Here is a 14,385-nt window from a genome sequence, read left to right as displayed (position 1 = left end):
TGTTCATTTTTTAACAAAAATAGGGGGAATTTTCAGCTATAAAAATGTAATTCTGTTCAACTTTGGCTTTACTTAACTCTTTATTTTTCTGAAGTTTAAAATAAAAAACGAATAACCCATTTAAAAATGAGTTATTCGATTTTTAAAATTAAAGCTATAAAATTAATGCTTTATATCATATACCCAGTTTTTTGCTTGCTGATCTGTGGTCGTCTCACATACATAGTAATCATGATCCCAGGCATCTTGATGGAAGATTTCTTTCTTCACATAAGTGACTTTCCTTGAGTTCTCGACACACTCAAAGCTGTCACCTTGATCTTTAACTTGAGTTCCATTAAGGAAACCACCAATACAGAGGAATCGGGATTGTTTTGCCATTACTACATCAACTATTTTAAAGCGTTTTTCAATGTGAAAATTAAATGATTTATTGTATAAAGTGTAAAGATATAACTTAAATTTTATAAAGCATGATCAATTTCACCAAATACTCTAGAAAATTCTCTTAAATAATGTTCGTATACTTCATCATTAATAAATTCTCTAGGTGACTTTGAAAACTTACCTAGAATAATTGTCATGAAATTATTTTGGCTTAATTTTTTAAAATTTGGATCATGATCTGATACTAAGCAATGCACCAATTTGTAACAAAAATATTCATAAAAGTGTCCCTGTATATACATACGGATATCAAATAGACCAAATTTCACTCTTAAATCCATGAAAACTGGATCTGTAACATATATAGAATAATCTACTTTATTAAGAACTCTCGAAATTTCATCATTAGAAATAATAGATTTTTTTGTTTCGTCCAAAACAAAGTTAACACCAAAACTAGCCTTATCCTTATCTAGCAACGGCGTACCAACTCTTTGTAAAAGAGAATCAGAAATTATTATCTCATCTAATTTATTCAATTCTGTATCAAATATACTGAAAAATTTACTGCGTAATCCAAAATCTAAACAAAAATCACTAAAAAAGTCATAAACAATATTCTTATCTAATAAATCATTTTCCCAACTATAAAAACACGTCGTGATCATTTTATTTTGATATCTTTTGGATATAGTCAAACCTGTTAAGTCTTTATCAAAAATGACAAAAGAATTTTCTATATTTTCATTAGAGATTTTACTCAAGTAATCAAAAACGGTTGTACTACTTCCTTTTGGAATGAAGGTAACTTTCTTTGCAGTAAACAGCGTTATTAAATTTTCATAAAAATATTTATCATGCTTACCCTCCTGACCTTCAATATATACAATAATTTCAGAATCAATAAAGTGACGATAATTAGACAATCCAGATGCACTTCTAATTAAACTCATTTCAAAACATCCTTCATTTTAATAATTTTCTTATCAAAAATAGAAACAATATCAGGTGAATGTGTTGCAAATAAAATTTGTGCATTAGGATTTAAGCTTCTAATACTTGCTGTTAATAATTCTTGCCATTTAAGATGTAGTGATAACTCTGGTTCATCAGCAATAAATATTGATACTTTTTTATCTTGCAGTAATGTTTCTGCCAATAAAATAACTATTTGTTTCTCGCCAGATGATAAATCATTAATATCAAATTCATTTTTTGATTTTCTACTCCTCTGCTTAATAACTTCATTCTGAATTTTTGTAAAGATTAATTCATTTTGACTATTAATTACTGCTTTCTTTGTAATACCGAAAAATTTATTCAAAATTTCAACAAATCTATTTTGCAAATAATAAATTTCGTCTTTTTTCTTATTTAAATCATTATATTTTTTAATAATTGCTGAAACACGAGCCAAATTATAAATATCTACATAATTTTCTACACCAAATTTTGGACTATCCGTATTAGGCTCTAATAAGTTAATTGAATTGATATATTTCTCTAATAACTTTTCAATCTTGTTATCAGAGTCATTTAGACCCAACATATCAAATATTTTTCTAATATCGCTAGCTGTTTCTTCTAAATCAATACCATTAATAATTCCAGTTAAATTTGTATCGATAGTAGGGTCAATGAACTCTAAAAATATATTTTTTTGGAAATTAATAACTTCCTCATCATATTTTTGAGCTTGTGAACTAAAATACTTCATCAAACCTGACTTTATTTCTGAAAGTCTTTGATCTATAGGCTGATAATATGTATCAACATTTTGATAATTCTCAGTATTTCTATGTATTGATAACCAAGTAAAATTTATAACTTTACTTAATTTACTTTTTAGTAATTTTTGGCTTATAAAATCTCTTTTGTCATTTTTATTTTTATCCCAAATATCTACATCAAATAAAAGTAGTCCTCGATCATTTTTTACTAATTTTGAAACCCCATTTTCATCTATAAAAATTATTCTAAATAATTCTCCATTAACACACTTTAACTCAATACATTTACTAGGATTATTTTTTTGCTGTAGAACTAACTTACAATTATTAAAATCAAATTTTCTAATTTTATCTTCATCTAAATTTAAAAGTGATGCTAATAAATAAATTATTGTTGTTTTACCACTAGAATTTTCACCAATTAGAAAGTTAATATCATCATTAAAATAAATTTTCGCATCTTTTTCACCCCACATATCATCAACTGTAAATTCTTTTAAAATATACATATTTCCCTCTAAATAATATTTTATATAGTCATAAATAAGGGCTGATTAATCAGCCCTTATTTTATACCGCTTATTACTTAATCAATAAAGAATTAAGTCAACTGAGCAGCAGCAATTTTCTTGGTATCAACGTCTTTAGCAGCGTTAGTATAGTCGCTCATTTTGTCGAAGCTTAAGTATTGATAGATGTCAGCTGACATGCTGTCAATTTGAGCTGCGTACTGTTGATATTCTTCTGGAGAAGGTAATTTACCCAATACAGCAGCAACAGAAGCAAGTTCAGCAGAAGCCAAGTAAACGTTAGCACCTTGACCTAAACGGTTCGGGAAGTTACGAGTAGAAGTCGAAACACAAGTAGTGTTCGGAGCTACACGTGCCTGGTTACCCATACATAATGAACAACCTGGCATTTCAGTACGCGCGCCAGCTTTACCATAAATGTTATAGAAACCTTCTTCCATCAACTGATGTTCGTCCATACGCGTAGGTGGAGCAATCCACAAACGAGTATTCAATACGCCACCAGGAACTTTTTCAAGTAACTTACCAGTTGCACGGAAGTGACCGATGTTCGTCATACAAGAACCAACGAATACTTCGTCAATTTTCACGCCTTGAACATCAGAAAGCAATTTAGCATCATCTGGATCGTTCGGGCAGCAAAGAACAGGTTCTTTAATGTCAGCTAGATCAATTTCGTACACTTTCGTGTATTCAGCATCAGCATCAGCTTTAAGCAGTGATGGATTCGCTAACCATTTTTCCATGTTCTCAACACGACGAGCCATTGTACGCGCATCGCCATAACCTTCAGAAATCATCCACTTCAACATGGTGATGTTTGAACGAAGGTATTCAGCAACTTTCTCTTCAGAAAGTGTGATCGAACAACCAGCAGCTGAACGTTCAGCAGAAGCATCAGACAATTCGAATGCTTGCTCAACAGTCAGGTCAGTTTCCATTTCTGTCAAGTCGATCTCAAGGATACGACCAGAGAAGATGTTTTTCTTACCTTTCTTCTCTACAGTCAGGTCACCCGCTTGAATTGCGTAGTAAGGAATTGCATGTACCAGGTCACGTAGGGTGATACCAGGCTGCATTTTACCCTTGAACTTCACAAGTACAGATTCAGGCATATCCAGTGGCATAACACCAGTTGCAGCAGCAAACGCTACCAGACCAGAACCCGCCGGGAATGAAATACCGATTGGGAAACGAGTATGCGAGTCACCACCAGTACCAACAGTATCCGGAAGAAGCATACGGTTTAACCAAGAGTGAATAATACCGTCACCTGGGCGTAAAGACACACCACCACGGTTCATGATGAAATCAGGAAGCGAGTGTTGCATTTGAACGTCAACTGGTTTTGGATACGCAGCTGTATGACAGAAAGATTGCATAACAAGGTCAGCAGAGAAACCTAGGCAAGCCAAGTCTTTCAGTTCGTCACGTGTCATTGGACCTGTTGTATCTTGCGAACCAACAGTTGTCATACGTGGTTCACAGTAAGTACCTGGAAGTACACCTTGACCTTCAGGAAGACCACAAGCGCGACCAACCATTTTCTGTGCTTGAGTGAAACCTTTGCCAGTTGCAGCAGGTTGCACCGGAGTACGGAACAAAGTAGATACTGGAAGACCTAAAGCTTCACGCGCCTTAGTTGTTAAACCACGACCAACGATCAGGTTAATACGACCGCCAGCACGAACTTCGTCTAGAAGTACTGGAGTTTTAAGGTCAGCTTCAGCAATTTGCGCGCCGTCTTTAAATGCAGTCACTTTAGCAGCAGTTTTGTCGATGTTCAGAACGATTTCGTCGCCCATGTTCATGTTGCCAACATCGATCTCGATCGGCAATGCACCCGCATCTTCCATGGTGTTGAAGAAAATCGGTGCAATTTTAGAACCTAAGCAGAAACCACCGTCTTTTTTGTTCGGAATGTGCGGAATGTCATCACCGAAGAACCAAAGTACAGAGTTTGTTGCAGATTTACGAGATGAACCTGTACCCACAACGTCACCAACGTAAGCAACCTGGTTGCCTTTCGCGATCAATTCTTTGATCTGGTTCAGTGGACCTACTTCACCCGGAACTTCTGGGTTGATTCCGTCACGTACGTTTTTCAGCATTGCATTTGCGTGCAATGGAATGTCCGGGCGGCTCCATGCGTCTTGTGCAGGTGACAAGTCATCAGTGTTGGTTTCGCCAGTTACTTTGAAAACTGTCAGTTTGATTTCTTCAGGAACGTCTGGACGTGAAGTAAACCATTCAGCATCAGCCCAAGACTGCATAACTGCTTGTGCATTTGTGTTACCCGCTTTCGCTTTATCAGCTACGTCGTGGAATGCATCAAATACAAGAAGCGTTTTTTTCAATGCTTCAGCTGCAAGTTCTGCAAGCTCAGCGTTGTCTAAAAGTTCAACTAAAGGCGCTACGTTATAACCACCAAGCATAGTACCTAGTAAGTAAACCGCACGTTCTTTAGAAACAAGTGGAGAGGTTGCTTCGCCTTTTGCCAATGCAGCTAAGAACGCAGCTTTTACATATGCAGCTTGGTCAACACCCGCTGGTACACGGTTTTCAAGCAAGTCTACCAAGTATGCTTCTTCACCAGCTGGCGGGTTAACTAGTAATTCAACTAATGCAGCGGTTTGGGCATCGTCAAGTGGCTTCGGTGGGACTCCGAGTGCGGCACGTTCTTCAACGTGTTGGCGGTAAGCTTCTAGCACAGTGTTATTCCTCTTTTTTAAAAAATTACTTATGAATTCCTGCTTATTCCAAGCTTCACAAATAATATGGACTCCGAAATTTTACTAAATTTCCAGCTAAAAGTTAATGCAACTCAAGTGTTTCTTTGTGATGCTCGTTATTTTATAACTAAATGATGCTCTTAATGATTATTCAATAATCAGTTTCAGATCAGATCTCACGAAACAAGCCTATGAGCAGGCATTTTTAACTGAATTTAATGCATAAAAAAGGCAACTATGATGTTGCCTGATTTGAACTAAAAAAGATACTCCACCTTAGTGTACAGTAGTCGAGTTTAAATACTGCTGATATGAATCGCGGCAGCCTTGGAATTTCACCACACATTCATCTTCATAGGTGGCACTGTGATTATTGCTGGCAAAGGAAATATCTACCTGATACAGCTTTTTATCTTGTTCTAGCATTTCTTTTAAAACTACTTTGTCACCTACGCTCAGAACATAGCGACTACCACCAATAATCACCACACCATGTTCATCTTCCAATAACAAATCAGAATGATGTAAATATCTTACGACTTCCATATTGTGCTACTCCCCGGGTAATTGGAGTTAAATCCATTATTCAATATAAAGATAAGTATTTCTATATTTTAGATTTAGTAATTGTCACAAATTGTACGTATTGCTTAGGCTATTTTTATTATTAGAGAATGATTATTTTGCCTGTTACTCGACTACATCCTGATAAAGACTTCATGTTTGATCAGCATGATTCAGGCATAAAAAAACCGCTCCTTAGAACGGTTTATAATCTGGCAATTCATTATGCGGCGTGGCAATACACTTGGCAGTAAATTCAGCGCGGACTTTTTCACGTGCTGCTTTCACGTCTGCCTTAATCTCTTCGGCTGGAAGTGCATAGACTTCATCAATAATCGTTAGTATAAAACCTTTAGTGGTTTCATCATCAATCTTGTTGGCATGCTCGATAGCTTTTTCTTTCTCAATCGCATTCTGGCGATCCAGCATAATGGTACGCGCGGCATTACCGACACTTCGACAATAACCTTGCCACTGCTCTTCAGGGGTTAAGGGTTTCTTCTCGGCACAACCGACCAGAGCCAGCATAAACGATAAAGCCAGTAACTTTTTCATGAATTTCTCCTTCCGAGGGGCAATATAAAAGATCGGGAAAGATTTGTCATTTCAAAATGCCAGTTCTAAGGAATTAAAAAAAGCCCGGCAATGGGCTTTTTCATTTTGTGTGGTCAACCACATGAAGCCTGAAGAATTTTTTTACTGGCAGGATCTACGGTTACTGTGACTCGTTCTTCACGATAATCCATGGTCACCGCTTGACCCGGTTCGACCATCCGTACGGTTTGTGCCTTGGTTTTCTGCTTGATGTGTTCTTCGGTCAGATTAGACTGCCCAACCAGTGCTGCGGCCTGATCGGCGATACATTTCGGTTGATTCATGTGGAGTAATTCCCATTCTTCGACAACCTGACCATTCTTTAAGTGACAATATCCAACCTGGCCGTTAGTTTCATTACGTATTTCAAGTTTACCACCCTGATCGACACAATAAGCACTGGCCGGATTTGGCATACCTAATTTAGGAGCTTCAGTCTCTGATTGTGGCGTGGTGGTACAGGCACTTAATGCCATAGCCAAGAAACCAAGCAGCATTGTTTTTTTCATGAGTGTGTATTCTTCTTCAATAATTCTGCACCAATTTAACATATTTTTTGTCGCTATCAGGCATCAGTCTGTGTAGATTTTTAACTGTACTTTGTCATTGAAGAGTGTCAATAAAACTTTTATGAATTAAGTCCTTCAACACTATAAATTCTCTCAATGAACAAAATAAACAGAAGAGCAGAAGCTCTACCGGATAAGAAACTTCCGGATGAATCGCATCAATCAAATGATGATGCATTTCAATAGAATTACATTGTCATTACACAACTCAAATATGACTTCACTTTTAGATTTGTGATCTGTGCTGGATTGATTTACTATTTGATTGAATTTTAAACTTTCTAGCAGCATGACAGACGATCCTCAACTTTCCCTCAAGGAATATCTAGCTACGGTTCAGGAAGTGGTCAAATTCACTTTCGATACGCCGGTATGGGTCAAAGCCGAGATTCGTAATCTCAGTATCAAGGCAGGTCATTATTATCTGGAACTGGCAGAAAAAGAAGTCGATAGTGATCAGGTGATTGCCAGTTGCCGCGCTACCATCTGGAAGTTTAGCGCCCAGAAAATTGTCACCCAGTTTGAACGTGAAAGCGGGATTGAACTGAACCGCGACCTGAAAGTACTTATTAAGGTTAAAGCCAATTTTGATCCACAATATGGTTTTTCTTTAAATATTGTCGAGATTGATTCCGGTTATAGCTTGGGTGATATTGCCCGGCGCTATCAGCAAATTGTTGAAAAGCTGACGACCGAAGGACTGATTCAGCGTAATAAAAACCTGCCCAGCCCTTTTGACCTGAACCGGATTTTAGTAATTGCTCCTGAAAATGCAGCAGGCCTTGGAGACTTTAGAAAAGATGCCGATGCATTACAGCGCGCGCAAGTGTGTGAGTTTATTTATCACAGTGCAACCTTTCAGGGAAATACCGCAGCACAAAGCATTATGTCCAGTCTGGCACAGGCACTGAAGCAATGGGCATACAGCTATGACACTGCGCCAGATTTAATTGTCATTATTCGGGGTGGCGGTGCAGTCAATGATCTGGCTTATCTGAATGACTATGCGCTGGCTGCCCTGCTCTGCAAGCGCTCGGTTCCAATCTGGGTCGGTATTGGACATGAAAAAGACCGTACCATTCTGGATGAAATTGCGCATCGCTCCTTCGATACCCCGAGTAAAGTCATCGCCGGGATTCGTAATCATATCTTTGAACTGACCCAGGATGTCTTGAATTATTTACAGCGGATCCAGCGTCTGTCCCAGCAGCAGATTCAGTCCTATCAGAACCAGAATGATCAATTTTTAAAACTCATTCAGAGTCTGGCCAACAACCAGATTATGGATGCCCTGCAACGTCTCGAACAGGTCAAGGCAAATACCTCCAGTCTGGCCCAGCAACATACCCAGCTGATCAATCAGCAACTCGATGCTCTGATGCGGGAAACACTACTGCAAAACCCGCGACATGTTTTATCCAAAGGCTATGCCATCGTACGCCAGCAACAGCATGTAGTGACTTCTATTCGCCAGATTCAGTCCAGCGATCTGGTTCAGGTGGAACTGCATGACGGCATTTTTTCAGCCCAACTTACACAGGTACGTCCTCATGACTCATGATACTTTAAGCTTCCAGCAAGGCTATGACATCTTGAAAAAGAATGCGGAACTGCTCGAATCTCAGCAAGAACCGGATATTGATAATCTGATGAAAATCGTGGAAGAATCCATGACCGCATATAAAGCCTGCAAGGCACGTGTTGAAGCAGTACAAACTGCTCTCAATGATACCTTCAAAGATTAATGGCTCATCACCTTTGCATACTGCTTAGGCTATTTTAATATCTGGACGAGCTAAAAAAGCCCTCATTTTGAGGGCTTTTTATGAAATTAATTTACGCTATGAATATCCAGCTCTTCATTACTTGCCAATACGACAGAAGCTAAAATTGGTATCCCCAAAATGAAAGGTACAGCAAAAATCCATAACACCACAGTCACTTCCGGACTAAAGAAAAACTGAATGGCGAGCGCAGTCAAAATGAGTATAGTGAATAGAATCATTGCAAAACGGATGATAAATTTAGTCGCCATGCGAAAATACTCTGCTGAGTGAAATTGTACTTTCAATATACACCTAATTTTATTAAGGCTTTATTGGTTTTAAATCTATTATCATCTGATCTGATTGATTTTCTATATTTTATAGCGGATGTTGCAGTGAGTTAAGTGCTCTTAATCATCTAAAATAAGCATCATTTCCGCCATTTTCCATAATTCTTTTACAGTTCCTCGAGCTTAAATTCTGATATTTATTGCTTCTGTGAGGCTATACCAAAAGCAGTGTATGTCATGCCAAAATAAATCAAGAACAGCAAAAAGCCCAATATTGAATTGGGCTTTTTTGTTTATTCTTCGACTTCTATAGGATCACCATCTTCAGGGCGAATATGCCGGGTGCCATCGTCCGCAGGATCAACACTAGAACCGTCTTTGGTAATCGCATTGTAGATCTCGTCCTCTTTCTTGTCGTCGATGAATTCTTCATCTTCGAAGTCTTGAGGCTCATTATCATCATCGAAGTTTAAAGGCTTTTCTTCATCTATCATGGCGATCCATCACTTCTATAAACCAGAAAATATCATGCTCAAACATTTGACAGATTCATTCAATAGTCAAGCATGAGCATTTGTGTAACCAGGTTTACCTTATAACCAGGCCAGATAAATATCAGTAAATAATCATCACGATCATTTAAAGATATTGATCTATCCTTGTACTAGAAGCGCCAGTTATAGAACAAGTCGATAGCACGCTCTAAGGACTGACTCGCTTCCAGATAAAGACGCTGGTTCACCTGATAACGTAAGGTCAGTTTGTTCACAGGCGTAAACACCCCGACACCATAACGCAGATACAAGTCAGGCGTAATATAACCAGTTACCGATACCTGGGTATCATCCCCCGTGCCCTGTGCATCCAGTGCCAGACCACTCAAACCAAAGCTACGTCCAATCTGGTTGGTAAGTGCACGGGTTCCACCCAGACCTAAACTGATACCTGCTGCGGCAATGGTATTATTCACATCAGACCTGAAGCCTTCTGCCTGACTCAAACCGGATGCACCTTCATTGACACGACCGGTAATCAAGGCATTCAGGGCTTCCTGTTCTGACAAGCCAGCATCATTATAAATCTGAATACTTGGACTTGAAGCAGTACCTGTCACCCGTACCCCGACCGTGCTGCCCTGAACCGACTTGTTGGCATCAATATCCAGTGTCGGATTAGTCAACTCCCCATTGAAACGGGCAATGGCACGATTCAGATCCAGACTCTGACCATAAGCTTCAATTTTCACCCGCTGTGATACCCCGATCGCACCATTGGCACGCATGGCAGTTTCCAGACCACGCTGTGACAGATTTACCCGGCCTAAGAGCGGGATACGGCTGTCAAAGCCCTGGAATATCACCTGATTGCCCAGTGAAACTGCAACATCAGCCCGAATATCCCAAGGACGGGCCGATTTCAGGATTGCCAGCTGATCATCACCTTCATGCACAACCCGTACATCTGAAGATAGACCCACCACCGGCTCTGAGGCTTCCGGCATGGAAATCAGCGCACGTGGTACATCAACCGTGCCATTCAGACTCAGCTTCTTGTTGAATGGATACATGTCCAGAGTTAAATCTGGCGTGACTACGGCGGTAATTAATGGTGCCTGACGAACCAGCAGATTTTCGCCCTGCAGCTTTAACTGCACCCGTGGGTCGCCTTTCCAGTCCACTGAACCGGTCAGTTTACCTACACCACGACCACTGTTAAATGCACCATTAATACTGGCAGAATTTTGGCGGATTGATGAATACAGCTGAACATTGGTCAGATTCACCGGCAAGGAGATCATGCTGATCGCAGCATCTTTGACCCGGACTTCGCCCTCCAGTAAAGGATCAGTTAAGGTTCCACTCACTTTTCCGGCATAGGATAAAGTACCTTCCAGATTACGGATATCCTGAATAAATGGCTTAAATACCTTGAGCTGTACCTGATTAAAGGCAATTTCACCGCGCATCGGTTTGCTGTCCCGATATGGATCAATAATGACATTGGCATAACCGGTTCCGATATCAGGAGTTTTTACATCCAGTCGAAGCTGTAAACCGTCTGCAACACTTTTTGCCACCAGACCCACTTCATCATATTTTAGTGTAGAACCTAAATAATCCGGATCTTCAGAAGACAAGCCGACCACACCGTTTCGGGTCACCAGCCGTGCATCAATTTTTGGTTTAGCCCCTTGTGCCCATGCTGCCTTGGCATAACCATTGACTTTACCGGTCAACGCTAGTCCATCCGGCAGGAATGCGCTAAAATCATTCAGATCCAGGTTCTGGGTTACAAAAGATACGCTACCACGAGTTTTGTTGACCCGAATTGGCTGATCAAAACACAACTGGCTTTGCTGGCTCATCCAGCAATGGGCACCGATAAACAGGTCGGACTGGGCCGCGTTATAAATCACTGCTGCATTTTGACGCTGTACCAGGTGGGCACGTAAAGAGTCAAAATCACCTTTTTGAATCTGACCCAGCCAGTTGTTCTGTGCATTGAAGCCACCGGCCAGCTGTACAAAGAATTTGGACAGTCGGTTTTCGGCCTGAACTTTAAGGATATGCGCAGCACGTGTACCGGCAAGCGATATTTCACCGCGTACAATTTCCCGTGATCCGCTACGCAAGCGATCCATTGTTGCGGTCAATAAGGTTGGAGTCGACTGTGAAGTAGGCAACTGTCCGCGTACACGAACTTTCTGCACACTCACCAGATTTTTAAAAGCAAAATTATCAATCGAAAGATTTGCCGAAGCCTGCAAACGTGGCTGCGCCTGCATATTGATATAGCCCTGCGCACGACCTCTTAAGCCGGGATACAACTCGTATAATGCCGGTGCATTCACTTTCAGTTGCAGATTCTGCGCATTGCCTGTGGCCTGAATCTGGTTGCTGGCATAAGACAGGAACAGGTTATTGGCTTCAAACTGCTGCGGAACAAAACCACGCTGATTGGAGTTAATAATGACTGACAAATTACCTGTACCACGAACCGGCTTGTTATTCAGCATACCTGCCAGATTCAGACGCTGGATCTGGATACGTTTTAAGGTATCTGACCACACCCCTTGAGTCTTCACATTGCCCGACAACTCGCCTTTCAATTTGGCATTAAAATATTGCGGCTTAAAGCGGATGAGTGAAGCATTAATATCCCAGCCAATGCCATTGGCCAGATTAATCAAACCATTGGCATTAATCTTGCCAGCAATACCATCATGCCGGAATTCATTGACTCTTAGCATCTCTGGGGTACCTGAAACACGTAGTTTCAGTATTCCCTGACTGGCTTGCAACTGACTGGCATTTAAAGTGCCATCATAATTGACTGCATAACCTCTAAAACCACCACCCGCTTTTTCATTATGGAACAGCAAGGCAATAGCACTGTTACCTGTCAGACGTACCGTTTCGTTTTGCTCTGCCAGGCGCCCAGTCAGGTCGATACCAGACAGTTTAATAATCTGCTGATTCGGCTGTGCATAGCCATTGGCCTTAATCTGGCCATTTAAGCGATCTATCGGTGAAGCGGCAGCCAGACTTCGGGTATTTAGGTTTTTGGCATTTAATACCGCAGTCCATTTTAACTGGCGTTTTTCTTGCGGCAGTTCAATTCGTGCATTACCGCTTAAGCTGCCTGCCTGTGCATTGGCGCTGTAATTGAAATGCCGCACATTCAGAATATTATTTTTCAGATTCAGTTTGGCTTGATACATACCCGCAGGCAGAAGACCTTGTTCATGCTGTTCGACTTTGGTCGCCACATGAATATTTTGCTGGCCTTCAACCAGTGCCAGATTCACATCACCAGACTGGCTGCTGAGCCAGCCGACATAAGGTACGGCACGGTCGATATTTTGCCATGCAACATCCAGAAGCATCGGTTGTACTTTATCGTCTTTGACTGGATTCTGATCCAGCTTGATATTCCAGGTTTCATAGCGGTCAAAATCTACCAGCGCCGTCAGATGTAAACCATTTTCCAGATTACCTGCAGAGGCTATGTTGCCATCCAGACTTGGTGGCAAGAAATCTTGTACAACTTGCGGAATACGTTCATGTTTAGGATCAATTCCGTTCAATCGTCCGCTCAAATCCCAGCTGACCCGCTCGTTCCAGCCCACTGTACCTGCAAGGCTCAGCGCACCTTTCATCAGTTGGCCGTTCAGGTCGGTAATGTTGAGCTGATTGACCAGATCGGTGTTCATCACCGCGTTATACTGGCCTTGTGGAATATTTTCACCAATCAGATCAGTACGGACATTCAGGTTCAGACGCTCGATATTTCCATTAAATTCGGCAATTCCTTCTTTGGTAAACAGTTTCTGCTCGGTCAGAAGTGGCCAGTGATAATCCTTAAACTTCAACTCGCCACGCATCGGCACCTGAGGACGCATTGGATGTACGATGGCCCAACCGGTTAACAGATCCGGCGTATTGGTCGCTACACCTGCCTGGATCGTATCCAGCGTTCCACGCGCCCGAATCTGAATATCATGAATATTCAAGCTTTCTCTTAATGCAGGCAGATTGACAATACCTGTGGCATCCAGAGGGTATTTACCTTCAAACTGCATTTTACCCGTTGCTTCACGCACCGAGAGATATCCCATATCCACACGGGAATCTTCAAAATTTAATTCGGTACCGGACCAGAGCGCATCATTCAGTTCTATATTGTAAAAATCGACTGCTGTGGTTTGGGTTTTAATCACCAGATGATCGAGTAGCAGATGATCAACACGTAGCACAAAAGGCAAACGGATAGCATTGAACTTGAAAGGCTCATTACTCGAAGGGGTTTTATTAATAATTTGCAGATTGCTGACATCGGCTTCATTCAGATGGATTTCTTTTTTGAGAATCGCCCGCCAGCCCAGCTTTACATCGGCACGATCAATTTTGACATCGACCGGTTTCAGACTCACCAGCACATTTTTCAGAATAATCCCACGCCATAAATTTCCACCTTCATATTCATAATGAATAATTTGCTGACGTTGCAGCACCTGATCTAGCAGGAATTTACTGCCCTGATTGGTCGAGAACAGCAGCGCCAGCACAGAGAGCAGAAAAATCAGGGAGAAAAGTACCGACAATAGGATACTTCTCAATATACGGCGCTTTTTCGGCACAACGCTATCTTGTGGTTGTTGTTCTGGTTGTGGTTGGTTCTCGACCATGATGTACCCAAATAACTATTTTTAAAAAATGATGT

12 protein-coding genes are annotated in these 14,385 nt (G+C 40.7%); 2 read left to right on the top strand and 10 right to left on the bottom strand.

The features are described 5' to 3' along the window. Nucleotides 1–162: 162 nt before the first annotated feature. The 7 genes from AC3IT7_RS05990 to AC3IT7_RS05960 all read right to left on the bottom strand — a co-directional run bounded on the left by AC3IT7_RS05990 (nucleotide 163) and on the right by AC3IT7_RS05960 (nucleotide 7,046). Nucleotides 163–381 carry a hypothetical protein gene (locus AC3IT7_RS05990; protein ID WP_489249737.1) on the bottom strand — a complete coding sequence of 73 codons (219 nt, stop codon included), beginning with the start codon at nucleotides 379–381 and terminating at the stop codon, nucleotides 163–165. Between the two features lie 83 nt (nucleotides 382–464). Continuing rightward, nucleotides 465–1,340 (bottom strand): hypothetical protein, encoded by an 876-nt coding sequence (locus tag AC3IT7_RS05985; protein WP_489249736.1) that lies wholly within the window; start codon nucleotides 1,338–1,340, stop codon nucleotides 465–467. Further along, nucleotides 1,337–2,626: an AAA family ATPase gene (locus AC3IT7_RS05980; RefSeq protein WP_489249735.1), complete on the bottom strand. Its 1,290-nt coding sequence runs from the start codon at nucleotides 2,624–2,626 to the stop codon at nucleotides 1,337–1,339. Before AC3IT7_RS05980 ends, AC3IT7_RS05985 begins: the two co-directional genes overlap by 4 nt. A gap of 92 nt (nucleotides 2,627–2,718) precedes the next feature. Next, the gene (locus AC3IT7_RS05975) at nucleotides 2,719–5,358 is read right to left on the bottom strand and encodes a bifunctional aconitate hydratase 2/2-methylisocitrate dehydratase (protein WP_489249734.1); all 2,640 of its coding nucleotides are present in this window, start codon (nucleotides 5,356–5,358) and stop codon (nucleotides 2,719–2,721) included. A 297-nt stretch (nucleotides 5,359–5,655) separates the two neighbouring features. Next, nucleotides 5,656–5,925 (bottom strand): hypothetical protein, encoded by a 270-nt coding sequence (locus tag AC3IT7_RS05970; protein ID WP_489249733.1) that lies wholly within the window; start codon nucleotides 5,923–5,925, stop codon nucleotides 5,656–5,658. A 213-nt stretch (nucleotides 5,926–6,138) separates the two neighbouring features. Continuing rightward, nucleotides 6,139–6,498: a hypothetical protein gene (locus AC3IT7_RS05965; RefSeq protein WP_489249732.1), complete on the bottom strand. Its 360-nt coding sequence runs from the start codon at nucleotides 6,496–6,498 to the stop codon at nucleotides 6,139–6,141. Between the two features lie 113 nt (nucleotides 6,499–6,611). Further along, nucleotides 6,612–7,046 carry an I78 family peptidase inhibitor gene (locus AC3IT7_RS05960; protein WP_489249731.1) on the bottom strand — a complete coding sequence of 145 codons (435 nt, stop codon included), beginning with the start codon at nucleotides 7,044–7,046 and terminating at the stop codon, nucleotides 6,612–6,614. A gap of 349 nt (nucleotides 7,047–7,395) precedes the next feature. On the opposite strand from AC3IT7_RS05960, the gene xseA reads away from it, so the two are divergent. Together xseA and xseB are read left to right on the top strand one after the other, a co-directional pair. Then, complete coding sequence (xseA, locus tag AC3IT7_RS05955; protein ID WP_489249730.1) at nucleotides 7,396–8,667, top strand: exodeoxyribonuclease VII large subunit; 1,272 nt, start codon at nucleotides 7,396–7,398, stop codon at nucleotides 8,665–8,667. Then, nucleotides 8,657–8,851 carry an exodeoxyribonuclease VII small subunit gene (gene xseB, locus AC3IT7_RS05950; RefSeq protein ID WP_475654903.1) on the top strand — a complete coding sequence of 65 codons (195 nt, stop codon included), beginning with the start codon at nucleotides 8,657–8,659 and terminating at the stop codon, nucleotides 8,849–8,851. Before xseA ends, xseB begins: the two co-directional genes overlap by 11 nt. Nucleotides 8,852–8,937: 86 nt before the next feature. Here the strand turns inward: xseB and AC3IT7_RS05945 are convergent, their stop codons facing one another. From AC3IT7_RS05945 to AC3IT7_RS05935, 3 genes are all read right to left on the bottom strand, one after another. Continuing rightward, nucleotides 8,938–9,141, bottom strand: a complete 204-nt coding sequence (locus tag AC3IT7_RS05945) for a hypothetical protein (protein ID WP_475654904.1) — start codon at nucleotides 9,139–9,141, stop codon at nucleotides 8,938–8,940. A 314-nt stretch (nucleotides 9,142–9,455) separates the two neighbouring features. Next, nucleotides 9,456–9,656 (bottom strand): hypothetical protein, encoded by a 201-nt coding sequence (locus AC3IT7_RS05940; RefSeq protein ID WP_489249729.1) that lies wholly within the window; start codon nucleotides 9,654–9,656, stop codon nucleotides 9,456–9,458. Between the two features lie 170 nt (nucleotides 9,657–9,826). Further along, on the bottom strand, nucleotides 9,827–14,350 hold the full coding sequence (locus AC3IT7_RS05935) for a translocation/assembly module TamB domain-containing protein (protein ID WP_489249728.1): 4,524 nt from the start codon (nucleotides 14,348–14,350) through the stop codon (nucleotides 9,827–9,829). Nucleotides 14,351–14,385 lie beyond the last annotated feature (35 nt).

It is taken from the genome of Acinetobacter sp. KH_038 (assembly GCF_057839405.1).
The sequence above is the reverse complement of the archived record's forward strand: the minus strand, read 5'-3'. Positions and strand labels throughout refer to the sequence as shown.

Coding starts and splice junctions, on each gene's coding strand:
- xseA (WP_489249730.1), top strand. CDS start 7,396: ATGACAGACGATCCTCAACTTTCCCTCAAGGAATATCTAGCTACGGTT.
- AC3IT7_RS05945 (WP_475654904.1), bottom strand. CDS start 9,141: ATGGCGACTAAATTTATCATCCGTTTTGCAATGATTCTATTCACTATA.
- AC3IT7_RS05970 (WP_489249733.1), bottom strand. CDS start 5,925: ATGGAAGTCGTAAGATATTTACATCATTCTGATTTGTTATTGGAAGAT.
- AC3IT7_RS05965 (WP_489249732.1), bottom strand. CDS start 6,498: ATGAAAAAGTTACTGGCTTTATCGTTTATGCTGGCTCTGGTCGGTTGT.
- AC3IT7_RS05990 (WP_489249737.1), bottom strand. CDS start 381: ATGGCAAAACAATCCCGATTCCTCTGTATTGGTGGTTTCCTTAATGGA.
- AC3IT7_RS05960 (WP_489249731.1), bottom strand. CDS start 7,046: ATGAAAAAAACAATGCTGCTTGGTTTCTTGGCTATGGCATTAAGTGCC.
- AC3IT7_RS05935 (WP_489249728.1), bottom strand. CDS start 14,350: ATGGTCGAGAACCAACCACAACCAGAACAACAACCACAAGATAGCGTT.
- xseB (WP_475654903.1), top strand. CDS start 8,657: ATGACTCATGATACTTTAAGCTTCCAGCAAGGCTATGACATCTTGAAA.
- AC3IT7_RS05985 (WP_489249736.1), bottom strand. CDS start 1,340: ATGAGTTTAATTAGAAGTGCATCTGGATTGTCTAATTATCGTCACTTT.
- AC3IT7_RS05940 (WP_489249729.1), bottom strand. CDS start 9,656: ATGATAGATGAAGAAAAGCCTTTAAACTTCGATGATGATAATGAGCCT.
- AC3IT7_RS05980 (WP_489249735.1), bottom strand. CDS start 2,626: ATGTATATTTTAAAAGAATTTACAGTTGATGATATGTGGGGTGAAAAA.